General features: G+C 53.2%; 17 protein-coding genes. 14 read left to right on the top strand and 3 right to left on the bottom strand.

The features are described from left to right. Window positions 1–317: 317 nt before the first annotated feature. The gene (locus tag ACP5D4_RS00330; protein ID WP_428009616.1) at window positions 318–2,000 is read left to right on the top strand and encodes a GH3 auxin-responsive promoter family protein; all 1,683 of its coding nucleotides are present in this window, start codon (window positions 318–320) and stop codon (window positions 1,998–2,000) included. A gap of 95 nt (window positions 2,001–2,095) precedes the next feature. On the opposite strand, the gene ACP5D4_RS00325 is transcribed toward ACP5D4_RS00330, so the two are convergent. Next, window positions 2,096–4,600 (bottom strand): EAL domain-containing protein, encoded by a 2,505-nt coding sequence (locus ACP5D4_RS00325; protein ID WP_428009615.1) that lies wholly within the window; start codon window positions 4,598–4,600, stop codon window positions 2,096–2,098. Between the two features lie 432 nt (window positions 4,601–5,032). On the opposite strand from ACP5D4_RS00325, the gene ACP5D4_RS00320 reads away from it, so the two are divergent. After that, on the top strand, window positions 5,033–7,096 hold the full coding sequence (locus ACP5D4_RS00320; protein ID WP_428009614.1) for an AAA-like domain-containing protein: 2,064 nt from the start codon (window positions 5,033–5,035) through the stop codon (window positions 7,094–7,096). Between the two features lie 70 nt (window positions 7,097–7,166). After that, the gene (locus tag ACP5D4_RS00315; RefSeq protein WP_428009613.1) at window positions 7,167–10,736 is read left to right on the top strand and encodes an AAA-like domain-containing protein; all 3,570 of its coding nucleotides are present in this window, start codon (window positions 7,167–7,169) and stop codon (window positions 10,734–10,736) included. Window positions 10,737–10,753: 17 nt separating this feature from the next. Here the strand turns inward: ACP5D4_RS00315 and ACP5D4_RS00310 are convergent, their stop codons facing one another. Next, window positions 10,754–11,530 (bottom strand): ParA family protein, encoded by a 777-nt coding sequence (locus ACP5D4_RS00310; RefSeq protein ID WP_428009612.1) that lies wholly within the window; start codon window positions 11,528–11,530, stop codon window positions 10,754–10,756. Window positions 11,531–11,756: 226 nt separating this feature from the next. Here ACP5D4_RS00310 and ACP5D4_RS00305 point away from each other — a divergent pair, with 226 nt between their 5' ends. After that, on the top strand, window positions 11,757–12,626 hold the full coding sequence (locus ACP5D4_RS00305) for a DNA adenine methylase (protein ID WP_428009611.1): 870 nt from the start codon (window positions 11,757–11,759) through the stop codon (window positions 12,624–12,626). A gap of 119 nt (window positions 12,627–12,745) precedes the next feature. Here the strand turns inward: ACP5D4_RS00305 and hypD are convergent, their stop codons facing one another. Further along, window positions 12,746–13,870: a hydrogenase formation protein HypD gene (gene hypD, locus ACP5D4_RS00300; RefSeq protein ID WP_428009610.1), complete on the bottom strand. Its 1,125-nt coding sequence runs from the start codon at window positions 13,868–13,870 to the stop codon at window positions 12,746–12,748. 350 nt (window positions 13,871–14,220) lie between these two features. Here hypD and hypA point away from each other — a divergent pair, with 350 nt between their 5' ends. The 10 genes from hypA to ACP5D4_RS00250 all read left to right on the top strand — a co-directional run bounded on the left by hypA (window position 14,221) and on the right by ACP5D4_RS00250 (window position 26,382). Continuing rightward, entirely contained in the window at window positions 14,221–14,562 is a 342-nt protein-coding gene (hypA, locus tag ACP5D4_RS00295; protein ID WP_428009609.1) for a hydrogenase maturation nickel metallochaperone HypA, read from the top strand. A gap of 7 nt (window positions 14,563–14,569) precedes the next feature. Beyond that, window positions 14,570–15,433 carry a hydrogenase nickel incorporation protein HypB gene (gene hypB, locus ACP5D4_RS00290; protein WP_428009608.1) on the top strand — a complete coding sequence of 288 codons (864 nt, stop codon included), beginning with the start codon at window positions 14,570–14,572 and terminating at the stop codon, window positions 15,431–15,433. Between the two features lie 98 nt (window positions 15,434–15,531). Then, window positions 15,532–15,930, top strand: coding sequence for a hypothetical protein (locus tag ACP5D4_RS00285; protein WP_428009607.1), 399 nt, complete (start codon window positions 15,532–15,534; stop codon window positions 15,928–15,930). A 26-nt stretch (window positions 15,931–15,956) separates the two neighbouring features. Then, entirely contained in the window at window positions 15,957–18,317 is a 2,361-nt protein-coding gene (gene hypF / locus ACP5D4_RS00280; protein ID WP_428009606.1) for a carbamoyltransferase HypF, read from the top strand. A 119-nt stretch (window positions 18,318–18,436) separates the two neighbouring features. Then, window positions 18,437–18,670, top strand: coding sequence for a HypC/HybG/HupF family hydrogenase formation chaperone (locus ACP5D4_RS00275; protein ID WP_428009605.1), 234 nt, complete (start codon window positions 18,437–18,439; stop codon window positions 18,668–18,670). Window positions 18,671–19,037: 367 nt separating this feature from the next. Further along, a complete protein-coding gene (nifJ, locus tag ACP5D4_RS00270; RefSeq protein WP_428009604.1) occupies window positions 19,038–22,676 on the top strand; it encodes a pyruvate:ferredoxin (flavodoxin) oxidoreductase in 3,639 nt (1,212 codons plus the stop codon). A gap of 139 nt (window positions 22,677–22,815) precedes the next feature. After that, window positions 22,816–23,841 (top strand): dihydroorotate dehydrogenase-like protein, encoded by a 1,026-nt coding sequence (locus ACP5D4_RS00265; protein WP_428009603.1) that lies wholly within the window; start codon window positions 22,816–22,818, stop codon window positions 23,839–23,841. A 182-nt stretch (window positions 23,842–24,023) separates the two neighbouring features. After that, the gene (locus tag ACP5D4_RS00260; protein WP_428009602.1) at window positions 24,024–24,932 is read left to right on the top strand and encodes a tetratricopeptide repeat protein; all 909 of its coding nucleotides are present in this window, start codon (window positions 24,024–24,026) and stop codon (window positions 24,930–24,932) included. A gap of 338 nt (window positions 24,933–25,270) precedes the next feature. Then, complete coding sequence (locus ACP5D4_RS00255; RefSeq protein WP_428009601.1) at window positions 25,271–25,735, top strand: NUDIX domain-containing protein; 465 nt, start codon at window positions 25,271–25,273, stop codon at window positions 25,733–25,735. 143 nt (window positions 25,736–25,878) lie between these two features. Beyond that, entirely contained in the window at window positions 25,879–26,382 is a 504-nt protein-coding gene (locus ACP5D4_RS00250) for a DUF427 domain-containing protein (protein WP_428009600.1), read from the top strand. Window positions 26,383–26,495 lie beyond the last annotated feature (113 nt).

Genomic DNA, 26,495 nt, shown 5'->3' with positions numbered 1-26,495 from the left:
CGGGGATCTGATTGTGGGGAAAGTCTTATTAGAATTTGATATTTTTCGCGAGTCGGGATGCAAAAAACATGAAGTTCTGCGTCGGTTGGGTGGAACCCAACCCTGTCGTTGCTATCTTTTGAGTTTCGATCGCATGATTTGGGATTTTTAATCGATTCAATGTTATATAAGCTTGTGGCAAGGCATCGAGATCCCCGGCATCTTGAAGATGCCGGGGATCTGATTGTGGGGAAAGTCTTATTAGAATTTGATATTTTTCGCGAGTCGAATGGTATAATCCTTGAATAAAAATTACCTTAAATTTATTATTTTAGATAATGTCCAACTTTGCGTTGTCTTTGTTGAACGTTGTAACGGGGTTTTCGCGAGAACGATTCGTTCAAAAAACTCGTGACTTAGAACAATTTCAAAAACAGTTTTTATTGAAACTCTTAAGGGAGTATCAAAATACTGAATTCGGTAAAGATTACGGGTTTAAAGATATTAAAACTCTGGCGGAATTTCGGCAAAAAATGCCGATTCTGCCGTATAAAAGTTACGAACCCTATATCGATCGAATCGCCAAGGGAGAACCGAACGTTTTACTTCCCGATCCGGTGGTTTATCTAACCTTGACCAGCGGCTCGACAGGTAAGAAAAAACTGATTCCCACCAGTCGCAAGTCTCAAAGCGTGCTGCGTCGCGCCAATTTGACCAGTCTCGGCTTTTTAACGCGGGGCTTACAGCGTCGGGGGTTAGAATTTGGTAAGATTTTACTGACGAATTCCGCCTTAATTTGGGGAGAAACGGAGGGCGGCATCGAGTTCGGACCCGCCAGCGTCGGCGTAATGCGGATGGACAAACGGCTTTACAATACTATCTTTTCTAACCCGTTTGAAACGCTGTTGGTGGCTGACAGCGTGGCGCGTCATTACCTGGCGATTTTGTTTGCGCTGCGCGATCGAACCACCCGGGGAATCGTCGCCAACTTCCCCATGTTGATTTTACGAATTTGCAACTATCTCGATCGATACGGCGAAGAGATGGTGCGGGATATCGAAACCGGATCGATCGCCGACTGGCTGAACCTCGAACCCCAGCTGCGACAACAACTCGAATCCAAGTGGGACGCCGATATCGATCGAGCCGCCGAACTGCGCCACATCCTGAAAACCGAAGGACGCCTCACCCCCAAATCCGCCTGGCCCGATTCCCTATTCGTCACCGCCGCGCGAGGGGGAACCTCAGATTTCTACTTCCGCCGTTTTCCCGAATACTTCGGCGACCGGCCAATTTTCGGGGCTGTATTTTCCTCCGCCGAAGGCACCTTCAGCATTTACCCCGACGTAGACACCGACGGCAGTATATTATCCATCGAAACCGGATTTTTCGAGTTTATCCCCGAAGAACAATGGCACCTCGACCAGCCGGAAACCCTGCTTCCGAGGGAAGTCGAAGCCGGAAAATGCTATCGCATCCTCCTCAGCAGCTACGGCGGCTTCTTCCGCTACGACATCGGCGACGTGGTGGAAGTAGTAGGATTCTACAACCAAGCGCCGCTCATCGTCTTCAAACACCGGGCCGGGGGATTAATTTCCGCCACCACCGAAAAAACCACCGAAGACCACGCCACGCGAGTCATGGACAGCTTACAAGAAGAATTCGGCGTGCGTCTCGAAGACTTTTGCTTGACCTTATCGGAAAACGACTTTCCAGCGCGATATCTAGTCAATATCGAACTGGCGCCGGGGGAGAAGTTGGAGAATCCCGAAGCCTTTTTAAAGCGGTTCGACGAAAGGTTAGGGGAAGAAAACACCCATTACGCCATTTCTCGCCGCAGCGACATTCCACCGCCGCGCCTGCGAATCCTAAAACCGGGAAGTTACGACATTCTACGCCAGCGTCAAGTGAAAAAAGGCATTCCCGACTCCCAATTAAAATTTCCCCACATCAGCGAAGACCGTCAGTTTCTCGCCGATTTACCGCTCTTGGAAGATGTTGAGATTAGCAGCGGTTCGTGACGATTTCTCGGTTTCATGGCGACACCCGATTTTTCAAGTCACGCACCCTACCCATCACCCCATCACCCCATCATCTCCCCATCCCATCATCTCCGTTACCACTGCGGATTATCAGCAATCAACTCGCTGGCTTGTTCGGCGTTGACGGGACGGGAAAAGAGATAGCCTTGGGCATATTCGCAGCCGAGTTGTCGGAGTTGGTGGAGGTGTTCGGGGATTTCGACGCCTTCGGCGACGGTGGAGATGTCTAGGGTTTCCGCTAACATGACGATCGACTTGGTAATGGCGAGATTGCCACGATCGCGTTCCATAGTTTGAACGAAGGACTTATCGATTTTCAGAGTATCGATGGGGAAATTGCGCAGGCGAGATAACGAGGAATACCCGGTTCCGAAGTCGTCGATACTCAACTTGACCCCCATTTTTTTGAGCCGCTGTAGCGTATTCATTACTGTGGCTTCGTTTTCGACGATGGTGGTTTCAGTGATTTCTAATTTCAAATAACAGGGGTCGAGATGAGTGACTTTTAAGGCTTGTTCGACTCGTTCGACGATGGAAGGCTGGGAAAACTGGCGTCCGGAGAGATTCACGCACACCATCAGCCGTCGCGTAGGGAACTGTTTGCGCCAGCGTTTCATTTGATGACAGGCTCGTGAGAGAACCCACCATCCTAAAGGAACGATGGCGCCGGTTTCTTCGGCAATGGGGATGAACTCGTCCGGGGAGACGCGGCCGAATTCGTCGTGATTCCAACGCAACAACACCTCGAAACCGCTGATTCGTCCTGTTTTAAGAGAGACGATGGGTTGATAGAACGGTTCTAACTCGTTGCGATCGAGGGCGTGGCGCAAATCCACCCCCAAACGAAGCTGTTTGAGGTTGTTCTTCGACATGGTGATGTCGAAAGTTTCTTGACGGGCTTTTCCCAGTTGCTTGGCGCGATACATGGCGGTATCGGCGTCGCGCAGGATGTCGGAAGGAGTTTGATAGAGGTCGTCGGCGAGGACGATACCGATGCTGGCGGTGACGAAGACTTCTTGATATTCCAGTTCTAGGGGGTCTTGTAAGGCGGTTTGTAAGCGATCGGCCAGCAGTTGCGCGTTGGAGTCGTCAATCATATCTTGGAGCAAGATGGCGAATTCGTCGCCGCTGAGTCGCGCCACTGTGTCGTTTTGACGAACTAGGGATTTGAGGCGTTTGGCCACTTCGATTAACAGTCGATCGCCGGCCAGATGTCCCAAACTGTCGTTAATAGATTTAAATCGATCGAGATCGAGATAGAGAACGGCGAATTTATAAGTCTGCTGTCGTTGTTTTTCGGCGATAGCTTGAGACAGCCGTTCCATGAACAGAGTGCGATTGGGAAGTCCCGTCAAGGGGTCGTGAAGGGCGTCGTGACGCAGTTGTACTTCCGCCTGTTTGCGTTCGGTGATGTTGTGACAGTTGACGACGATCCCTTCGAGGGCGGGTTCCGAGAGGAGATTGGTAATCGCGGCCTCGAAGATGAGGGGGGTTCCGTCGGCGTGGTAAATGGTGAATTCTTTGAGGATTTCGCACTGTCCCGGGAAGCGTCTGGCTTTGTAGAACGCCCGTTTGACCTGGGGAATTTCCCGTTTTTCGAGGAATTGAAACGGGAACTGTCCGAGATATTTCTCGCTGGCGTAGCCGAGGAGTTTTTCGGCGGAGGGACTGGCGTAGCGTAACTTTCCTCGAGCGTCAAAAATAAAAATGGCGTCGGTGACGTTTTCGATGAGGGCGCGAAAGCGTTTTTCGTTTCGTTGCAGAGTGGTTTGATAGGAGAGTCGATCGGTCACATCTCGGGAGACGGTGACGATTTCCTGCGTGACTTCTCCTTGGGGCGATCGAACGGCGTTGAAGGTGGTCTCGAACCAGAGGTAATATTCGTTTTGGTGGCGGATGCGGTGGGCGAGGGAGATGGGGGTTTCGGGATGGCGAACCACTTCTTCGTACACGCGACGCAGTTTGTCGATGTCGCTGGGATGGTACAGCTCGAAGGCCGAGCGACCGATCGACCGATCGGGATTGTAACCGAGCAACCGCTGTCCCGCTGGCGAGGTGTAAAGAAACACGCCGTCGGAGGTCTGGCGGGAAATCCAATCGGTGGAATGGTCGGCGAGGAGCTGGTACAGGGTGGAAATGTCAGCGTTTTCTAACTTTGGCTCTCCCGGCTCCTGGAACCGCGAGTTCAATTCTCGCATCACTAACAGGACGTTCCGCCGGGGAGAAACGATGGATAAGACGATATAAAACACTTCGAGGAGACCCGAACGACCGTTCGGGTCTCGACTGCGATAAACTTGCCGGGTATAGTTCGAACCTGTTAGAGCCAAACGAAAGGGATGTTGGGGGAACTTTTGGCAAGTTCTATCCCGTTCGAGAGGAAATAATTTAACAACATCGATCGAGCAAAGTTCCGAACGCGGCCGACCGACTAACTGGGCGAAGCGTAGGTTGCACCACTGAACTCGTCCCGTTTCGTCCGTCCAAGCAATCCCGTCGGCCAAGCCTCCCAAGGCGTCTTCAACACGATCGAGTACTTCACGAAGTTGACCGACAACTGCATGGGCATATCCTGACATATCCTTTGTTCCCAAGATTTCGCTTTTGGGAATCCCCAATCCAAAAGTCGTCTTATCGATTATATGCAGAAAATTCCAGTTGACTGGGAAGCCATCGCCATATGTTTCGAGTCATTTAAGATATTTAAAACTTGATAATAAAATTTGTTACCTTACGAAGTGGTTCCAATACATCAAACTAACCCGGAACTGTCAAGTGACAAAAAATCACTCTTTTTCCGAACCGCCATAAACCTCGATACATAAGTAGCGCCGTTCAGTCAGTGACTTCGGTCACAGGGTTTGGTTACAATGGTTGGGGAGCCTCGCGATCTATTCAATTGCCGATCCTAGACCGCATTGGTTATATTGGCGAACTCAGGTAACTCGAGGCAATTTTAGATAACTTTTCGTTTCCCGTCCGCTGTTCGCTTACTTTTTTTTCAGTGTCACATGACTATTGACGAGATCGTCGAACTCGTTCGTGCCATTGGCGAAACCATGTCTCCGGTTCAGGAAAGCGTACTGCGCCAATCGTGGAAAGGGGCTACCTATACCCGCATGGAAGCCGAGCTAGGATACGACGCTCACTATTTGCGAAACGTCGCGTCTCAACTGTGGCGAACCCTATCGGAAGTCTTTGACGAGTCGATTTCCAAAGCCAACTTCCGCGCCATTCTAGAGCCGCGATCGCTAACCTCCCAGGAACGTCTGCTGCTCGACGAATTGAGCGATCGACCCATCCACCCAAGCCCCGAAATCGAATATCCCGGCGCTCCGGTACCCTTAAATTCGCCCCTGTACGTCGAACGACCGCCCATCGAACGCCTGACCCAACAAGAACTGCACAAACCCGGCTGTGCCGTTCGCGTTCGCGGCAGTCGGCGCATGGGAAAAAGTTCGCTGCTGCTGCGACTGCTCCACCACGGTAAAGAATCGGGATATGCCACCGTCACCCTGGATTTCCAACGGGCTGAAACCTATGTTTTAGGGGATTTAAACAAATTGCTGCGCTGGTTTTGCGCCAATCTCAAGCAAATGTTACATCTCTCGAGTCCCCTCCATGAGGTTTGGGACGACGATATCGGCTCGAAGGTTAGCTGTACCCTTTATATGCAGCATTGCGTTCTCGAGACCATCGATCGACCCCTCATCTTAGCCCTGCAAGAAGTCAACCGCCTGTTCGAGTTTCCCGAAGTGGCTCAAGAATTCCTACCCATGTTGCGATCGTGGCATGAAGAAGCCAAACAGGTGGAAACTTGGCAGAAACTGCGGCTGGTGGTGGTTCACTCCACAGAAGTCTACGTTCCCCTCGACATCAACCAATCCCCCTTTAACGTGGGGCTGCCCGTGGTGTTGCCGCCGTTCACTATCGATCGCGTCTGCGACTTAGCCCAGCGGTACGGGTTACATTGGAGTGACGATCGACCCGCTCGGAAAATCGTGGAGATGGTAGGGGGTCATCCTTATCTCGTATCTCTAGCACTGTACCACCTACACCAAAGCGAAAAAGACCTCGATCGACTTTTAGCAGAAGCCTCCACCCTCAGCGGGATTTACCGCAATTATCTACAACAACTGTGGCATATCCTCCAAGAACAACCCCTGTTGTTGAAAGCCCTAGCCCTCGTCTTGCGCTCCCCTGAAGGCGTGGAACTCGAACCCGCCTTGGCCTACAAACTCGACAGCCTGGGACTGGTGAAGTTTCAAGGAAACACCGTGGTTCTCAGTTCTCATCTGTACCGCCAGTATTTTCAAGAGCGGCTGCAAATTTACGAGAGTTCTCGCTTGTCCCAACAGAGCCAATCGAGTCCCTTCGCCTGCTTACCGGACAAGACCTTCAATACCTCTATGGTGGGCGATCGACTCATAGCCTTGGAACGGGAAAATCAAACCCTGCAACAACTCTGTTATATCGACGAACTCACGCAAATTCCCAACCGACGCTATTTCGACTTACGCTTAGAAGACGCTTGGCAAGAATCTAGCGCCAACGGACAATCCTTGTCGATCCTCTCCTGCGATATCGACTTTTTTAAATCTTATAACGATACCTACGGTCATCCTCTCGGAGATATTTGTTTGCAGCAGGTGGCCTTGGGAATCGTTAGCGTCACCGGAGACTGGACTCACGACCGGGTCGTGGCTCGCTACGGCGGCGAGGAATTTCTCGTGTTGCTGTTGAATACTGACGCCAAAGCGGCCATGGCAATGGCTGAAAAGATTTGTCAGGAGATTCGGAGGTTAAGCATTCCACGGGGCGAGGGCGGGCGGAACCATCGCACGACGATGACCGTCAGCGTGGGCGTTGCCAGCATCGTCCCCGACGAAACAGCCGAACCCGCCAACATTCAGGAAGCGGCGGATGTGGCGTTGTACGAGTCGAAACAAAACGGACGCGATCGCGTCACCCTCAGCAACAGCCATCGCTTTGGTTGGGAAGCTGACGAGACCGCCAGTGGCGATTCCTTCGGCGATCGATCGGATGCTTCTTCTAGCCATCGCGATCGATATTGACGTTTTTGGGCTAACATTAAATTATATCATATTTCACCAAAAAAAGCAATAACCCGATCGGAGTTCCTTGATGGCGAAGGCGCAAACAGACTATCAAGTTGGCGGGAGCCTGGGAATCGAGACGGCCACCTACGTGGAACGGGATGCCGATCGCCAGTTGTACCAAGCCCTGCATGGCGGGGAATTTTGTTACGTTCTCAACTGCCGTCAGGTGGGGAAATCCTCCCTACTGGTACGAACTCGCCATCGCTTGCAGCAAGACGGCTTTCGCTGCACCAGCCTCGATATGACCCGCATCGGCAGCCATAACCTGACGCCGAAACAGTGGTACAAAAGCATTATCGTGGAGTTGGTGCGGGGGTTGGGGCTGTTCGGTCGCTTCAACTTGAAACAGTGGTGGTCGGAGGTAGAAGGACTCACGCCGCTCCATTCCCTGAGTCAGTTCGTCGAGGATTTATTATTACCTCAGTTTCCCGACCAACATTTGGCGATTTTTTTCGACGAAATCGACAGCGTTCTCAGCCTGGACTTTTCCACAGACGACCTGTTCGCCTGGATTCGCTTTTGTTACAACCAACAAGCTGTCAATTCCGAATACCGACGGTTGCACTTCGCCATTTTCGGCGTGGCAGCACCGTCGGATCTTATCGTCGATCGAACCCGGACACCGTTCAATATCGGCACCGCCATCGACCTAAAACCGTTGAATTTCGACAGCGGACAACCGTTACTCAAAGGATTGAACGGATGGTTTGAATCTCCCGAGGCGGTGTTTCGACAAATCCTCGCCTGGACGAACGGACAGCCGTTTTTAACCCAAAAACTCTGTCAACTGGCAGTTCGGGAAGTCGAACAGATTTCCATTTGTCCGGACAAAGAAATCGATTGGGTAAACGACTTAGTGCGATCGCGAGTTATCGAACGTTGGGACAGCCAAGACGAACCGCCCCACCTGCGAACCCTGCGCGATCGCCTGCTGTACGACGAAAACCGCGCCGGCCGCTTGCTGGGACTGTACCAAAGCCTCCTCAATGGGGTAGAGATTCCCAGCGACGACAGCCGCGAACAACTGGAACTGCTGCTGTCGGGATTAGTGATTAAAGAAGAGGGACAACTACAGATAAAAAACCCCATCTATCGCCAAGTGTTCGATCGATTCTGGGTCGAAAAACAACTCAAACGGTTGCGTCCCTACGCCGAAGCCCTCACCGCCTGGGAAAAATCTCAGTTTCAAGACGAATCGCGCCTGTTGCGGGGACAAGCCCTCGCCGACGCCAAAACCTGGGTCAGCGGAAAAAACCTCAGCAGCCTCGACTATCAATTTCTCGCCGCCAGCGATGGGGTCGATCGCCGGGAAACCCAACAAGCCTTAGAAGCCGAACGGACGCGGGCGATCGAAGACAAACTCATGGCCGAACGCCAACAATGCGAACTCAAACAAGAGACAGCGCGACGCCAACAGATCTTTATCGTACTTCTCACCTCCGCCTTAACCATCGTCACCCTGCTGAGTCTGGCATTATTGTCCGCCTACCGCCAAGTTTCCGAAAGTCAGTACAACGAACGCATCGGCGCAATTCGCCAACTGGCGCGATATTCCAACGCCCTGTTTACCTTAGACCGACAACTCGAGGCTCAAATTAACGCCCTGCGGGCCCGCCAGCACTTGCAACAGCTCGATCGAACCGCCGATGCCAAAACCCAAGCAATGGTCGAACACACCATCCGTCAGGCGGTCTACGGTTCCCTGGAAACCAACCATTTAGCCGCAGGAATCGGCTTCAACGGCATCGATTACAGTCCCGACGGCGAATATATGGTGTTTGTCAGCGATAGGGGCCTGCAAGTTCAAGGACGGGACGGAAAACCGCTGCACCAGTTGACCTCACATCAAGGCCCCGTTCTCGGGGTCAGCGTCAGTCCGGACAGCCAAACCATCGCCACCGCCAGCGGTGACGCCACCCTCAAACTCTGGCGGCGGGACGGCACCCTAATTCGTACCTTCACCGGACACCAAGCCCCCATTTACAGCGTCGAATTTAGTCCCGACGGAACCTTACTCCTGTCGGCCAGTCTCGATCGAACCGCCCGCATCTGGCGACAGGACGGAACCCTGCTGGCCACCCTCCAACAGGGGGGAACCGTGCGCAAAGCCGTCTTCAGTCCCGACGGCACCGCCGTCCTCACCGCCAACGAAGACGGAACGGTGGCTCTGTGGCGGTTAGACGGCATCTTAGACCGAGTGCTTTTCCAAGCCGAGGTTCCCGCCCTGTCTGTAGCGTTCAGTCCTGACGGACAGAAGATGGCGGCGGGGTTCGGGGACGGAACAGTACGTCTGTGGAACGGAGATGGAACCCTCAGACAAACCATAATCGCCGACAATGCCGGAATTTGGGCGGTGACGTTCAGTCCCGACAGTCAAATGCTGTTGTCGGGGTCTGATACCAAAGTCGTCAAGTTTTGGTCTGTGGAAGAGGGAATTCTACTCAATCGCATCGCAGGATACGGCGGCAAAATTATGGATATCGTGTTCAGTCCCGACGGCGAGGAATTTGCCACCGCCGCTTGGAACGACGTCAGTCGCATGTTTCGACTGTACAACCCACTGATGCTTCCGTTGAGGGAACAGGGAAGCAGCGTCACGGGAGTTGAGTTCTGCCCGAAAAGTCAAGCTTTCGCCGTTCTCGATGCGGGGACTCTCGCTTTACGATCGATCGACGGCACTTCGATCGGTCAGTTCGCTAGGAATTTTCCCCTTTACGGCCGCCTCGATATCAGTCCCGACGGCCAGGTAATCGCCGCCGCCCAAAGTGGAAACGCCATCGTCTTGGCGACTCCGGAGGGACGGGAAATTCGATCTTGGTCAGCCCATCAAGCGGACGTGCGGGATGTGGAATTTTCCCCGGACGGTCGAATTCTCGCCTCGACCAGTAGCGATAAGACGGTTCGCTTGTGGACGCAAGAAGGCGAAGCGATCACTATCTTGAAAGGACATAAAGCGGGGGTTTGGGGGGTGTCTTGGTCGCCGGACGGGGAACTTCTCGCCGCCGGAAGTGGCGATTCCACGGTGCGGATTTGGTCGCGAGACGGCAGGTTTCAACGGGTGTTGATGGGTCATCGTTCCATCGTCTTCGATGTGGTGTGGCATCCCGAGGGAGACCGACTCGCGTCGGTGTCGGACGACGGCCGAATACTGATTTGGAACCGGGAAGGAAAACTCATTCGCGCCATCGAAGAGGCCCATGAGAAGGGAATTTGGTCGATCGCCACCCGTTTTGACGGGGCGTTGTTGGCCACGGGAGGCGACGACGGAGTGGTGAAACTCTGGCGCTGGGACGGGACGCCTGTGGCGACGTTCCTCGAACACAAGAGTACGGTGTTGGCCTTGGCGTTTTCGCCGGACGGGAAATTTTTAGCCTCGGGATCGGACGATCGAACGGCGATTTTGTGGAATTTGGAGGAGGCGATCTCGTTCGATCGGGTTCTGGAGGTGGGCTGTCGCCGCATTGAAAACTATTTGAAATACTCGCCGGAACTCAGTCACAGCGATCGTCATCTCTGCGATGGAATTCTCGATCGATTCCACTTTAGCCAGGACTGCGACCCTGAAGAGGAGGTCTCGGACGATTTTCTAGAATAGGGCTTCGGGAGATGCCTCTATAATAGATATTCTTTGGGAGCGTTTTTCGATCGCGGGACGATCGATCGCATCACCCGTTCGTAAGGCTTCACCAGTTTTTGGTTTTTCGTGTAGCGGTGGATGGGTTTCCCGACGAAGCTGGCTTCGGCGAACTTGACGGATTTGGGGACTGGGTAAAACACGCTAACCTGCTTGTGACGGTCTTTGAGTTCCCGCAGCACTTTGCGCGTGATGATGGTATTTTCCGCCATCGTGGGGAGAACCCCCAGCAGGCGAAGCCGTAGGTTGTACTGGCTGCGAATTTGCGAAATTTCCTCGAGGAGTCGATCGAGTCCCCGAAGCGAGAAGAACTGACACTGTACCGGAACCAACACCGCATCGGCGGCGGCTAAGGCGTTGAGGGTCAACAGTCCCATGTTGGGAGGACAGTCGATGAGGATGGTTCGATACTTGGCTTTGAGGGGGTCGAGTTGTCGTTTGAGGACGAAGAAGCGATCGGGGTCGTCGGAAATTTCCTTTTCCGCTTCCGCGAGAGTGCTGTCTGTGGGGATGAGATCGACGCCGCAGTCGGTATCCACGATGGGTTCTTCCGCATCGAGTTGCTGCGTCATCACGTCGTAACTCCCGATTTGGTCCGGTGCGAGTTCCACTCCCAACCCCATCGTCAGGTTTCCCTGCGGGTCGAGATCGACAGCCAAACAGGATTGCTTTTCGGCCAGCAACCCCGCGAGTGCAATAGCGGACGTGGTTTTTCCGACGCCACCTTTCGGACTGGCAATTGCTACGATCGCCACGGATAACCCCGAATTCTAACGAACGACTTGAAAGTTTTCTATTCGACTACTATATCAGGTCGCGGTCTCCGTCAGATCTCTCTGGCAAATTCGTTACAATAAAACCCGTTTTTCAGACCTCTCTAGAGATTCCATTGCTTTTATTTTAAAAAACCTAACAAACCCTTGACAAAATGAGTCTTGTTATTTTCTCTATGTCCTCTGTGTCTCTGTGGTGAACTCCCCCATGAACCTTCGCAGTCCCCTACGCTATCCCGGCGGAAAATCCCGCGCACTCCGCCGCATTTTTGCCAAATTTCCCCCTCAAATCGAGGAATTTCGCGAGCCGTTTGTCGGAGGCGGTTCCGTATTTATTGAATTCAAACGCTTGTATCCTCAAATTCCCGTTTGGATTAACGACCTCAATCCAGAAGTATACTGTTTTTGGAAAGCTGCACAGTCACAACTTCCCGAATTGGTGGAAAAAGTGCGAGATATCAAAGCCAATCGTCAAGACGGACGGGAATTATTCGAGGAACTGGCGAACGTAGATGTTGAGGAATTATCGGAGGTCGATCGAGCCGTTCGCTTTTTCGTCTTAAATCGCATCACCTTTTCCGGAACCATCGAAGCGGGAGGCTATTCTCAAAAGTCATTTGAGGAACGTTTTACAGACTCTTCAATCGCCCGTTTGTCGCAGCTAAAAAGCGTCTTAAAAAACGTCAAAATCACCAACTTAGATTACAGCGAATTACTCAAAAAACCCGGTCGAAATGTCTTGATTTTCCTCGATCCGCCCTATTTTACCGCCACAAAATCTAAACTCTATGGAAAACGAGGCGCGTTACACGCCAATTTCGACCACCAACGTTTTGCAAAGGATTTAAAAGCCTGTTCTCACAATTGGTTAATTACCTACGACGATTGCGAAGAGGTTCGCCAAGACTTTGAATTTGCCAATCTTTATGAATGGCAGCTTCAGTATGGCATGAACAATTACAAACAGGGAAAAGCAGAGAAAGGGGCAGAGTTATTTATTACCAATTATTCCGCTTTTGAGAGTTTTGAGACGCAAAAAAAAGACGAAACAGCCGTTCAATTAAAGTTAAATTTATAGTCGTATTTTATCAAGTCAGATATTAGAAATGCCGGGCTTCTAAAAATTGGCACTCCGTTCCTCTCAACCTACTCGAAGCTAACAACTACCCGAAGCTAACTATTCAAAGCAAATAAAGTCTAAGAACCAGACGAAACGACTTCAGGTTTTTCCACTTCTCCACGCCAGCGGTAATAGGCCGCGCAAGCCCCTTCTGAGGATACCATCGGCGCACCGAGGGGACGTTCTGGGGTGCAGTGAGTTCCGAACGCCGGACAGTTGTGAGGTTTTTTCAACCCTTGTAAAATCTCGCCGCTAATACAGTCGGTTTCAGTTTCGATCGTTTCCGACTGGGTATCGAAACCGAATTTGCGATCGGCGTCGAAGGCGGCGAATTCCGCTTTCAAACCCAAACCACTTCGCGCAATTTCCCCCAAGCCTCGCCAGCGACGGGGAACCACTTCAAACACCCGAGAAATCAAGTTTTGTGCGGGTTGATTTCCTTCCCGAGACACCGATCGCGTGTATTGGTTTTCCAATTTCGCCTGGCCGCGTTCGAGTTGTTGCAAACACATATAAATGCCCTGCAAAATGTCTACAGGCTCGAATCCCGTGACCACGATGGGAATCTCGTACTTTTTGACGATGGGTTCGTATTCGGTATAGCCCATCACCGTACAAACGTGACCCGCTGCTAAAAACCCTTGAACCCGACAGTTGGGGGAAGAGAGAATCGTCTCCATCGCGGGGGGAACCAAGACGTGAGACACCAGTAACGAGACGTTGGTGAGGTTCTGCTGGGCGGCTTGATATACCGCCATCGCCGTCGCGGGGGCGGTGGTTTCAAAGCCCACGGCGAAAAAGACTACTTCTTTGTCGGGGTTTTTGCGGGCGATGTTGAGGATGTCGAGGGGGGAATAGACGATTTGTACTTGTCCCCCCAGGGCTTTAAGGCTGAGGAGATCGGTGTCCGAACCCGGAACTCGCAACATATCCCCAAAGGAACAGAGAATGGCGTCGGGGCGACGGGCGATGTCGATGGCGCGATCGATGAGTTCGATGGGCGTCACGCATACCGGACAACCGGGGCCGTGAACCAGGGTAACAGTTTCCGGTAACAGGCGATCGATCCCGTATTTGACGATCGAGTGGGTTTGTCCCCCGCAGATTTCCATAATCGTCCAGGGTTGCGTCACCAAATCGGCGATGGCGTCGGCGTAGTGTTGGGCTAACGTCGGATCGCGGTACTCGCTGACAAATTTCATAACAATGTTGCAAACTGTAACGGGGCGAGTCAGAAAGACTTGAAGTGAGAACGCCAGAACAAAAGGATATCGCGATTTTTAGCGATAAAACAATGAGTGTCTGCTCCTCCATTCTTATATTAGCGAAGAAATTTCGTGCGAAACATATAGTTTTTATAAAAATTCTTACGACCCTTGCCGAAGTTTTTTATAGTAGGACTGAAGAGGACGGCCTTGTGTTAACTCAGATTTAATCTGCCGTTAAACCTCGGATTCGTCCGCTCGACCTGGCAAGTTAAGAGAGAGCGACGGCTTCCCGTGCGATCGGGTTTCGTTAACATTCCTGCTAGTTTGTTCGATCGAAACATCCCATGCACGAAGTCGGCCTTATGGAGCGTACCCTAGAAATCGCGATCGATCGCGCTAAATCTAGCGGTGCGACCACAATTCATCGATTGAAAATGCGCGTTGGCGTGTTATCCGGCGTCGTTCCCGAAGCGTTAAATTTTGCCTTTGACGTGGTGTCCGAGGGGACGATGGCGCAAAACGCCCGCTTTGAAATCGAAAAAATCCCCGCCCGATGTCATTGTCCCCAATGTCAGACGGAGTTTCAACCGGAAGACATAATTTTTGAATGTCCAAACTGTCATCAAATTGTCTCGAAAGTCATCAGCGGAAAAGAACTAGAACTGTCGTCGATGGAGGTTTCATAAATCGCGTATGTGTGAAAATTGCGGCTGTGCAACGACCCCAGGAAACGTAAAAATATTCGACGCCGAAGGTTCGCCGTCTCACGCCCACGAAGGCGCCCACGAACACCACCATCAGCACCATCACAACGGACATCATCATCATCACGACGAACACCATCACCACGACGGACATCACCACCATCACAGCGAAGGCGATCGAACCCATACCCTAGAAATTCACGAAGCGATTTTGTCGAAAAACGATCGCCTCGCCGAACGGAATCGCGGCTTTTTCGCCGCGAAAAACCTCGCCGTTTTGAACCTGCTTTCCTCTCCCGGTTCCGGTAAAACCGCCCTCCTCGAACGGACTTTAACCGAACTGCGATCGCGAATTCCGACCGCCGTAATCGTCGGGGATCTCGAAACCGACAACGACGCCCAGCGACTGCGACAAAGCGGGGCGCAAGTGGTGCAAATCGTCACCGAAAACGTCTGTCACCTCGAAGCGAACATGGTGGCGAACGCCGTCGCCAAATTGAACCTGGAGGGCGCGAAACTGCTCTTTATCGAAAACGTCGGAAACCTAGTCTGTCCGGCGGCTTACGACTTAGGGGAAACCGGCCGCATCGTCCTCCTTTCCACGACAGAAGGAGAAGACAAACCCCTGAAATATCCCACAATGTTCAAATCCGCCGATGTGGTGGTATTGAACAAAATCGACATCGCCGAAGTGGTGGGATTCGATCGCGACACCGCCCTCGACAACATCCGTCGCGTCGCCCCCCAAGCCCAAATCCTGGAAGTTTCCGCGAGAACAGGAGAAGGCTTAGAAGCGTGGTACGACTACCTCGATCGCCAAGTCAGTCAAACCCCAGAATTAGCGATGTTGTAGCGCCCAGAATTAGCGATGTCGTAGGGGGTGTGACGCGGCCAGAAAACCGGGTCGAAGTCAGAACGACCTCATCATCTCATCAACACCTCATCTCAACTATGAGACTTGCATTTTTACTGTGGTGTGCGTTAGCCGTTCTAGCGGTGACGAACGGCTACATCGGGAGTACCTGGGTGTTATCCCAATTCGGGGAAGCCTGGGTAGAACCGTACAAAGTCGTGGTTATCGTGACGGGGATTTTCGCAATGGCGTGGATATATATGCGTCAAAATCGCGATCGCCCCCGTAAAGCCGCCGTTATCGCCGCCACCACCTGGGTTGGACTCACCATCCTCTTCGAGTTCGTCTTCGGACATTACATCGCCGGAGACTCCTGGGCGACTCTACTGGAAAATTATCGATTCTGGGAAGGACATCTCTGGATATTGGTATTGCTGTCTGAAGCAATTTCTCCCTTTATTGTCGTCCTCTTAACCCCCTCAGAATCCCCAACCTAAATCCATCTCCCCCTCTTGCGAAACTCATGGCTGTATCCCCCCAACCCCTAACACCGAAGTCCCAATCCGTCGAGACAGCATCTCGCGGACGGAAACGGTTGCACTTGCAAATCCAGGGATTGGTTCAAGGGGTGGGATTTCGCCCGTTTCTGTATCGCTTGGCGGTGGAATTGGGGTTGACGGGATGGGCGAACAATACCGCTGAAGGGGTGTTCGTGGAGGTGGAAGGAGAGACGGGGAAATTACTGGAATTTCGCCACCGCGTTCGTCGCGACAAACCGCCCCACGCCCAGATCGATCGCCTCACCCTCCGCTGGGACGAACCGATTGGCTATACAGCCTTTGAAATCCGCACTTCCGAAGAACGTCCCCAGCAGAAAACCGCCCTGGTTCTCCCCGATTTAGCCACCTGTTCCGACTGCGTGGCGGAATTGTTCGATCGAAACAACCGCCGCTATCGCTATCCCTTTATTAATTGCACCAACTGCGGACCGCGATACAGTATCGTCGAAACCCTTCCTTACGATCGACCCCTGACGACGATGCGGGATTTTCCCCTCTGTTCCCACTGTCAGGACGAATACGAAAACCCAGGCGATCGCCGATTTCACGCCCAACCGAACGCTTGTCCCCAATGCGGACCTCATCTCGAACTCTGGCGGCGAGATGGAGAAGTTCTCGCCACCCACGAGGAAGCCTTACAACAAGCCGAAACCGCCCTGCGGAACGGTAAAATCGTCGCCCTCAAAGGCTTGGGAGGCTTTCAACTGCTGGTAGACGCCCGCAACGAAACGGCGGTTCGAGAATTGCGCGATCGCAAACATCGCCCGGACAAACCCTTCGCGGTGATGTATCCCACCCTAGAAGCCCTGTATCGCCACTGTCACGTCAGCCAGGTCGAAGCGCAACTGCTGCGATCGCCCCAATCCCCCATCGTCATTTTACAAACCCGGTTTCCCTCTCCCGAACAACCCCTGGCCTCCGCCGTATCTCCCGAGAATCCCAACCTGGGGGCGATGCTTCCCTACACACCCCTACATTATTTATTACTGTCGGATTTAGGCTTTCCCGTGGTCGCCACCAGCGGGAACCTCTCCAACGAACCCATTTGTATCGACAACCAAGACGCCTTAGAACGGTTGGGGGACATCGCCGATGTCTTCCTGGTTCACAACCGCCCCATCGCCCGCCCCGTAGACGATTCCATCGTCCGCGTCATGGCGGGAACGCCCGTGATTCTACGACGGGCCCGAGGCTACGCCCCCCTCCCCATCCGGGGCGAACGCCGTTCGCCCCAACCCACCCTCGCCGTGGGGGGACATTTGAAAAACAGCGTTGCGATCGCCTTCGACGACAAAATCTTTCCCAGCCAGCACGTGGGGGATTTGGATTCTCCCGAAACTCGACGAACCTTTGAATACACCATCGATCGCCTGTGTTGTATTTACGATTTTCAACCGCAAGCGATCGCCTGCGATTTACATCCCGACTACGCCTCGACGGAGTTCGCCCAAGCGCAAAACCTTCCCCTGGTGCAGGTTCAACACCATTACGCCCACGTTCTCGCTTGTATGGCGGAACATGGCTTGAAACCGCCCCTGTTGGGGGTAGCCTGGGACGGGACGGGGTACGGTCTCGACGGGACGATTTGGGGCGGCGAGTTTCTTTGGGTGACAGAGACGGGGTTCGAGAGAGTGGCCCGGTTTCGATCGTTTCCCCTTCCGGGGGGCGATCGCGCCGTGAAGGAACCCCGTCGGGCGGCGTTGGGAATGCTGTACGAGTTGTTTGGCGAAGCGGCGTTTTCCCTGACGCAATCTCCGACGATACGGGCGTTTTCGTCCCAGGAACTCGCCCTGTTGGGGTCGATGTTGCGCCGTCGCGTCAATACGCCGCGCACTTCCAGTTTGGGGCGGGGGTTCGATGCGGTGGCGTCGTTGTTGGACTTGCGACAGCGACTCAGTTTTGAGGGACAAGGGGCGATGGCGTTGGAGTTCGCCGCCCGAGAGACTCAGACGCGGGCGCACTATCCGTTTTCTGTCGATCGTCGCTGTGCTTGTCCGGCTTTGGATTGGGAACCGATGCTGCGGGCGTTGTTGTTGGATTGGCGCAGCGATCGAGCCGTGTCGGAAATTGCGGCGAAGTTTCACAATACCCTGGCTGAGTCGATCGTGGCCGTCGCCCGTTTGTTTGAAGACCGTTTGTCAAATAACGTTCCCGTGGTTTTAACTGGGGGGTGTTTCCAAAATAAAATTTTGCTCGAAGGGTCGATCGAACGGCTACAACGGGCGAATTTTCGCCCCGTTTGGCATCAGAAAATCCCGCCTAACGACGGCGGAATTGCCGTCGGCCAAATTCTCGCTGCCACCTTGAAAGGTAGCCAAAAATAATGTTAAAATTAGAGAATAATTAGACATATAGAGTTACAATATTGCCGCCTTAAAATAAGGCTTTATATTGATTAAAATTGTTGCAAATCTTTACGTTCTGACGCAAAAGTAAAACCAAAATGTGTTTAGCCGTACCCGGAAAAATCCTCGAAATCTCCGGTGACGATCCCCTGACCAAAAGCGGGAAAGTCAGCTTTGGAGGAATGGTCAAAACCGTGAGTTTAGCGTATGTTCCCGAGGTTGAAGTGGGGGATTACGTGGTGGTTCACGTGGGGTTTGCCCTCAGTAAAATTGACGAAGAGGCAGCCAAACAAACATTAAGCGATTTACAACAGATGGCAAACTTCAGTTAAAAAACGTAACTATCCCCTCCCGCAAACCGAGATTTATTCCATAATCGAAATAGAGTTCGTTAATCGCTCGATTGTAACGAAATCGTGACGTTGAAAACCGACGTCGAACCGCCGAAAAGTTACCGATCGATCGCCGTTCCTTAAAGCAACCCAACCATTGTTTTAGCAGGTTGTTTAAAAGGTTCAAAAAACCGAACAACGAACTCGAGCCGAATCGGGAGTTTCTAATTCCCACGGTGTCTCAACCTGGGTTTGTGCAAAGAGGAGTTCGATCGCCCCTCGCGGAGTTGCCATCGTGGAACCGACCCTTTTCGTCGTTCCCCTCCCGCTCACGAACCTCTAAGCCGCTCGCAAAGGATTGAAGAGGATGAACGCCAAAACCTACGCCACCCTAGACGGAAACGAAGCCGTTGCCCGCGTTGCCTACCGACTCAACGAAGTTATCGCCATTTATCCCATCACCCCCGCCTCTCCCATGGGCGAATGGGCGGACGCTTGGATGTCCGAAGGGCGTCCGAACCTGTGGGGTACTGTTCCCTCCGTCGTCGAAATGCAAAGCGAAGGCGGCGCAGCCGGGGCCGTTCACGGATCGCTACAAACCGGGTCCCTGACGACCACCTTCACCGCATCCCAAGGCTTGCTGTTGATGGTTCCCAACCTCTACAAAATCGCCGGGGAACTCAGTAGCGCCGTCATTCACGTGGCGGCGCGTTCCGTTGCTGCCCAAGCCCTCTCCATTTTCGGCGATCACAGCGACGTCATGGCAGCCCGCGCCACCGGATTCGCCCTGATGTGTTCGGCGTCGGTGCAAGAAGCCCACGATTTCGCCCTCATCTCCCAAGTGGCGACCATGGAATCGCGGGTTCCCTTCATCCACTTCTTCGACGGGTTCCGCACCTCCCACGAAATCCAAAAAATCGAAGAACTCGACGAATCGGTATTGCGGGAGATGATAAACGACGATTGGGTATACGCCCATCGTTCCCGTGGCATGACGCCCGATCGCCCCGTGTTGCGGGGAACCGCCCAAAACCCCGACGTCTTCTTCCAAGCCCGCGAAAGCGTCAACCCCTTCTATAGCGCCTGCCCGGGTATGGTGGAAGCGGCCATGGACCAATTCGCCTCTCTCACCGGGCGCCGCTATCACATCTACGAATATCACGGCGCTCCCGATGCCGATCGCGTCGTGGTGTTGATGGGGTCCGGCTGCGAAACCGCCCACGAAGCCGTCGCCTATCTCAACCAACAGGGCGAAAAAGTGGGCGTGTTGAAAGTGCGGTTGTATCGCCCCTGGGACGTCGAAAAACTCCTGGCGTCCTTCCCCAAAACCGTCAAAAAAATCGCAGTCCTCGATCGAACCAAAGAACCCGGCGCCAGTGGCGAACCCCTCTATCTCGACGTGGTGTCCGCCTTCAACGAAGCCTGGAAAGGCGAAATGCCGAAAATCGTCGGCGGACGTTACGGCTTGTCCTCCAAAGAATTCAGCCCCGCAATGGTTAAGGGCGTCTTCGACAACCTGTCCCAAGACAAGCCCAAAAACCACTTTACCGTCGGCATTCACGACGACCTGACGAACAGCTCGATCGAATACGACCCCGACTTCAGCACCGAACCCGAGAGCGTCGTCCGTTCCGTATTCTACGGCTTAGGGTCAGACGGCACCGTAGGCGCCAACAAAAACTCCATCAAAATCATCGGTTCCGAAACCGACAACTACGCCCAAGGGTACTTCGTTTACGACTCCAAAAAATCCGGCGCCGTCACCGTATCGCACCTGCGTTTCGGACCCGATCGCATTCGATCGACCTACCTCATCGACCAAGCCAACTTCGTCGGCTGTCACCAATGGACGTTCCTCGAAAAACTTAACGTCCTCAAAGCCGCAGCCCCCGGCGCCACGTTCCTCCTCAACAGCCCCTACGGACCCGAAGAAGTCTGGGATCGGCTGCCGCTGGAAATCCAAGAAGAAATCGTCCGCAAGAACCTGAAGTTCTACGTCATCAACGCCTATCAAGTGGCGCGAGAAAACGGCATGGGCGGACGGATTAACACCGTCATGCAGACTTGTTTCTTCGCCCTCTCCGGCGTCTTGCCTCGGGACGAAGCCATCGGCCAAATCAAAAAAGCCATCGAAAAAACCTACGGCAAAAAAGGACGGGAAATCGTCCAAATGAACCTCAACGCCGTAGACGCCACCCTAGACAACCTTTACGAAGTCAACGTCGGCCAAGCCAACTCCACCGTTCGGATGCGCCCGCCGATTCCCGACGCCGCCCCCGACTTCGTGCGCGACATCGAAGGCAAAATGCTGGCCCGACAAGGGGACGAACTGCCCGTCAGCGCCCTCCCCTGCGACGGAACCTATCCCACCGGAACCTCCAAATGGGAAAAACGCAACGTCGCCCAAGAAATCCCCGTGTGGGACCCCGACGTTTGCGTGCAGTGCGGTAAATGCGTCATGGTTTGCCCCCACGCCGTCATTCGCGCCAAAGCCTACGACGAAGGCGAGTTAGCCAACGCGCCCAGTACCTTCAAGTTCACCGACTTGAAAGACAAAGACCCCAACTTCGGCGGCCAGAAATTCACCATCCAAGTTTCACCCGAAGACTGCACCGGATGCGGCGTGTGCGTGGACGTTTGCCCCGCCAAAAACAAATCCATGCCCTCGAAGAAAGCCATCAACATGGAATCGCAACTGCCGTTGCGGGAACCGGAACGGGAAAACTGGGATTTCTTCATGGAATTGCCGAATCCCGATCGCCGTCATTTGCACCTCGATCGCATTCGCCAACAACAATGGCAAGAACCCCTGTTTGAGTTCTCCGGAGCCTGCGCCGGATGCGGCGAAACCCCGTACCTCAAACTCATCTCCCAACTGTTCGGCGATCGCAGCGTCATCGCCAACGCCACCGGATGTTCCTCCATCTACGGCGGCAACCTCCCCACCACCCCCTGGGCGCAAAACGCCGACGGACGGGGACCGGCTTGGTCGAACAGCCTCTTTGAAGACAACGCCGAATTTGGCTTCGGCTTCCGAATGTCCCTCGACAAACATACCGCCTTCGCCAGCGAACTACTGCAAAAACTGGCCGGACAAATCGGGGACAACCTAGTTCAAAACATCCTCGACAACCCGCAAAAATCCGAAGCCGACATTTGGGAACAGCGGGAATACGTCCAGCAGTTGAAACAAGCCCTCGAAAACATCGACAGTCCCGACGCCAAACAACTGCGTTCTCTAGCTGATTACCTGGTCAAAAAAGACGTTTGGATTGTCGGCGGTGACGGTTGGGCTTACGACATCGGCTTCGGCGGACTCGACCACGTGATTGCCAGCGGACGCAACGTCAACATCTTGGTGATGGACACCGAAGTCTACTCCAACACCGGCGGACAGTCTTCCAAAGCCACGCCGCGCGGTGCCGTCGCCAAATTCGCCGCCGGGGGCAAACCCGCACCCAAGAAAGACCTGGGCTTAATTGCCATGACCTACGGCAACGTCTACGTGGCCTCCGTGGCTATGGGGGCGCGGGACGAACATACCCTGAAAGCCTTCCTCGAAGCCGAAGCCTACGACGGACCTTCGCTCATCATCGCCTACAGTCACTGCATCGCCCACGGCATCAACATGACCACCGCGATGAGCCACCAAAAAGCCCTGGTCGAAAGCGGACGTTGGTTGTTGTATCGCTACAACCCCGACTTGAAAGCCGAAGGCAAGAACCCCTTACACATCGATTCGCGATCGCCCAAGAAAGGGGTACGGGATTCCATGTACGCCGAAAACCGCTTCAAGATGCTCACCAAAACCAAACCCCAAGACGCGAAGCGGTTGTTACAAGAAGCCCAAGCCGACGTGGATACCCGCTGGCAGATGTATCAATATCTCGCCGCCCGTCCCGTGGACGATGGCAAGGTCAAAGGCAACGGCCAGGGTCACAACGGACACAGCCAAGAAGACGCGGCGGCCTCGGACGAAACGCAACCGCCCTCGGTGAAAGCGTAGTTTCCCGGTGAGGAGGTGGGGAGATGATGGGATGACCAGATGATGGGATGATGAGAAATCACTTCACTTCCTCATCACTTCACCGCCTCATCACCTCACCTCACCCCTGACGGCGATCGAGTAAACAGAGAGAAGGACTATGGACTTAACCACGACTTACCTGGGACTGAACCTCAAATCTCCCTTGGTTCCCTCCGCAGCCGCCCCCCTCACGGAAGACATCGACAACATTAAACGCATGGAAGACTCCGGTGCGGCGGCGGTGGTGTTGCACTCGTTGTTTGAAGAACAGCTTCTGCGGGAAAAATTCGAGTTACACCACCACTTGCAATACGGAACTGAGAGTTTCGCCGAAGCCCTGACGTACTTTCCCGAACCGGACGAGTACCACGTGGGGCCGGAACTGTACCTCGAACATATCCGCCAAGCCAAAGCCAGCGTTGACATTCCTATCATCGCCAGTTTGAACGGCTTTTCCTCCGGCGGTTGGGTCGAATACGCCCAACTGATGCAGGAAGCGGGGGCAGATGCGATCGAACTCAACATTTACTACGTTCCCACGGACCCCAACATGACGGGGGAACAGGTCGAACGCAACTATATCGACACCCTGCGGGACGTCGAAGCGGAAGTTTCCCTTCCCGTGTCGTTGAAACTCAGTCCCTTTTTCAGCAACTTCGCCAACATGGCGCAACGCCTCGACGACGCGGGGGCGAAAGGGTTGGTGTTGTTCAACCGTTTCTACCAACCGGACATCGATTTGGACAACCTGGAAGTTTATCCCCACGTTTTGCTGAGTACGCCTCACGAAATGCGGCTTCCCATGCGCTGGATTGCGCTGCTGTACGGTCAAATTCAAGCGGATTTGGCCGCCACCAGCGGCATTCAACGGGGAACCGACGTTATTAAAATGATGATGGCGGGGGCGAAGATTACTCAGATTTGTTCGGTGTTGTTGCGCCACGGTGTCGGGTACATTCGCACCCTGGAACGGGAAATCCAGCATTGGATGGACGAAAACGAGTACGAGTCCATTCAGCAGATGCAGGGAAGTATGAGCCAGATGCACTGTCCCGATAAGTCCGCTTACGAACGGGCGCAGTACATGAAGGCGGTCACGTCTCACGAGCCGGATTACGACCCCGAACAGGTGATTTCTCGCTAATTCTTTGAGATTTTCTGGGTTGGAATTTTCAGCCACGTAACGGACGTTTCTTTGGCGTCCGCCTCCCAACGGACAATACGCCTGTGCTGGTTTCAGTACGGGCGTTTTTTTGGCGTTTGGTCCGAGGACGTTCCCCAAAAGCCGAGATAGGAAAGTTACAATCGATGCGATCGACTCCTGTCGTGTCTGTCTTGTTAATTCCAAAACTCTCTTATATGAAAGGTTTGAGCGTCGCAATGGGGGCGTTGCTATGGCTGGGAACTGTCGGCGGAAACCTCGTCGTACCGCCGACGGCGGCGCAGCAAGTTCCGGTACGCTCTCCAGCGGAACCTCAGTTAAATCAAGGGTTGCAATACGTGCAGCAGGGACAGTTGCAACAAGCCATCGCCGCCTTCGAGTCGGCCATCGCCATCGACCCGCAGTTTTCTCCGGCATACTATAATTTAGGGTTGGCGTTGCGTCAGACGGGACAGTTTCAAGCCGCCGCCGATGCGTTTTATCGCGCGACGGAAACCGATCCGGGGTTTGCGTTGGCTTACGGGAATTTGGGGGCGGTGTTGCTGGAAGCTAATAATTTGGAACGGGCGACTCAGTATTTGGAACGGGCGATCGAACTCGATCCGCAGTTGGGTTTGGCTTACTATAATTTGGGTTTGGTTCGTTTCCAACAAGGGAACGTGGAGGAGGCGATCGAGAGATTTCGTCAGGCCAAACGCTACAGTGAAAATGCTGCCGAACCGTCCTATTATTTGGGGGTTTTGTATACGCAACAGGGACGGTTGAGACGGGCGCGGTCGGAATTGCAACGGGCGATCGAACTCAATCCAAATTATGCCGAAGCGCACTATCAATTGGGATCGATTTTCTTTGCGGATGGGGATTTGGAAGATGCTTTAAATGCGTTTCGTCGTGCCAGAGATGCCAACCCTCAATATCCGAACGCCTATTACGGTGCGGGGTTGGTGTTTTTGGAACGTCAGCAGTTCGATCGCGCTCGGGAAGTGTTGGAATACGCGCGACAGTTATACTCACAACAGGGTTTACTTCAGTGGGCGAATACTACGCAGCAGTTGTTACAACGAATTCCGTAGCGGTTGGGTTGGCTCCCGTCATATCCCCGGCATCTCCAATATGCCGGGGATCTAATCGATCCGATGGAATGGCGATCGAACCCGAGGTTTAAAACTTGATTTAAAACTTGATTTAAAACTTGATTTGAATTAATGATTTAAAACTTGATTTGAATTAATGATTTAAAATCAGTTTGCTCAAATAAACCTATCGTTCGCGGTTTTTGAATTACCAGAAATTCCGGTCGGTTTGAATCAACCGTGCTATATTCAAACTTTAATACTTTTTCAATTCCGCTAAAAGAATACAACCTCTGGGTTGGAAATCTTCCACTCAATCTTCGTAAAAATATATACCCATGAGTACGATCGGGCGAATTTGGCAGTACGTCAAAACCGTGTTAGGCGTGATTTTCCGGCATCCGATTACCGGAACCACGTTAATTCCGCTGCTTCCCAACGGTGAAATCGTGTTAATCCTGCGACGGGATACGAAAGAGTGGGGACTTCCCGGCGGGATTATCGACTGGGGGGAAGATATTCCCCACGCCGCCAAACGGGAATTACGGGAGGAAACGGGTCTGGACTTGCGGCGGTTGTGTCGGTTGGTGGGGGTGTATTCCCATCCCGATCGCGACCCGCGCATTCATTCGATTTCGATTTTATTGGAAGTGGAAGCAGACGGGAAACTCGGCGCCCGAGATACTCACGAAATTCTCGACGTGCGATCGTTTCCCCTCGAGGCGTTACCGTTCGACAATCTCTGTCACGACCACGAACGTCAACTGAAAGACTATCTCGAGGGCTTGACAACCATCGCCTGAAATCTTTTACGATCGAATCGAATCAGTATTTTGCACCCTCTTCAAGGTTCGCAACCGTACAATATTTGAACAGGCGATCGCTGTAAAATTTCCGGAATCACGGAATAGCAGTTCGATCGCGATCGCTCGATATTTCTACCGTTATGTTCAGAAAACCGCCGCAACGCATCGAACCCGGCGCGGGTCAAGAATCCGTTTGGGACTATCCCCGTCCGCCGCGACTTGAAGACTCCTCCAAACGCATTCGCGTCGTCTTCAACGGCGAAACCCTCACCGACACCCAACAGGCTAAGCGCGTCCTCGAAACCAGCCATCCTCCGGTTTACTACATTCCCCCGGAAGATATTAAAACTGAGTATCTCGTCAAAACCGCCCGCGCCTCCTTTTGCGAGTGGAAAGGGTCGGCGGGATATTACACGGTCAAAGTGGGAGATAAAACCGCTGAAAACGCCGCTTGGTTTTATGCCAACCCCACGCCAGCTTTTGCCAGTTTACGGGGATACGTGGCGTTTTATCCGAGTCGCATGGAGGCTTGTTACGTCGATGACGAACGGGTGCAAGCCCAAGCGGGAGATTTTTACGGGGGTTGGATTACGAAGGATATCGTCGGACCTTTTAAAGGAGAACCGGGAACCTGGGGATGGTGAAATCAGGTTGGTGAAATCAGGTTGGTGAAATCGAGGAGGTGATTCAAAGTCGCGTTCGGTGAGAACGTGAGTTTTTAAGGGGTTTCCACGGGCTAGAAGCCTCTTCTACGGAT

Origin of the sequence: Baaleninema sp., from assembly GCF_049974805.1 — a bacterium.
Classification (GTDB): Bacteria; Cyanobacteriota; Cyanobacteriia; order Cyanobacteriales; family Geitlerinemataceae; genus Baaleninema.
Note: the sequence above shows the minus strand (reverse complement) of the source record. Positions and strands in the feature narration are given on the sequence as shown.

What these genes read in the sequence shown, in the direction of transcription:
- ACP5D4_RS00330 (WP_428009616.1), top strand. Translation starts at nt 318, where the DNA reads ATGTCCAACTTTGCGTTGTCTTTGTTGAACGTTGTAACGGGGTTTTCG.
- ACP5D4_RS00325 (WP_428009615.1), bottom strand. Translation starts at nt 4,600, where the DNA reads ATGTCAGGATATGCCCATGCAGTTGTCGGTCAACTTCGTGAAGTACTC.
- ACP5D4_RS00320 (WP_428009614.1), top strand. Translation starts at nt 5,033, where the DNA reads ATGACTATTGACGAGATCGTCGAACTCGTTCGTGCCATTGGCGAAACC.
- ACP5D4_RS00315 (WP_428009613.1), top strand. Translation starts at nt 7,167, where the DNA reads ATGGCGAAGGCGCAAACAGACTATCAAGTTGGCGGGAGCCTGGGAATC.
- ACP5D4_RS00305 (WP_428009611.1), top strand. Translation starts at nt 11,757, where the DNA reads ATGAACCTTCGCAGTCCCCTACGCTATCCCGGCGGAAAATCCCGCGCA.
- hypD (WP_428009610.1), bottom strand. Translation starts at nt 13,870, where the DNA reads ATGAAATTTGTCAGCGAGTACCGCGATCCGACGTTAGCCCAACACTAC.
- hypA (WP_428009609.1), top strand. Translation starts at nt 14,221, where the DNA reads ATGCACGAAGTCGGCCTTATGGAGCGTACCCTAGAAATCGCGATCGAT.
- hypB (WP_428009608.1), top strand. Translation starts at nt 14,570, where the DNA reads ATGTGTGAAAATTGCGGCTGTGCAACGACCCCAGGAAACGTAAAAATA.
- ACP5D4_RS00285 (WP_428009607.1), top strand. Translation starts at nt 15,532, where the DNA reads ATGAGACTTGCATTTTTACTGTGGTGTGCGTTAGCCGTTCTAGCGGTG.
- hypF (WP_428009606.1), top strand. Translation starts at nt 15,957, where the DNA reads ATGGCTGTATCCCCCCAACCCCTAACACCGAAGTCCCAATCCGTCGAG.
- ACP5D4_RS00275 (WP_428009605.1), top strand. Translation starts at nt 18,437, where the DNA reads ATGTGTTTAGCCGTACCCGGAAAAATCCTCGAAATCTCCGGTGACGAT.
- nifJ (WP_428009604.1), top strand. Translation starts at nt 19,038, where the DNA reads ATGAACGCCAAAACCTACGCCACCCTAGACGGAAACGAAGCCGTTGCC.
- ACP5D4_RS00265 (WP_428009603.1), top strand. Translation starts at nt 22,816, where the DNA reads ATGGACTTAACCACGACTTACCTGGGACTGAACCTCAAATCTCCCTTG.
- ACP5D4_RS00255 (WP_428009601.1), top strand. Translation starts at nt 25,271, where the DNA reads ATGAGTACGATCGGGCGAATTTGGCAGTACGTCAAAACCGTGTTAGGC.
- ACP5D4_RS00250 (WP_428009600.1), top strand. Translation starts at nt 25,879, where the DNA reads ATGTTCAGAAAACCGCCGCAACGCATCGAACCCGGCGCGGGTCAAGAA.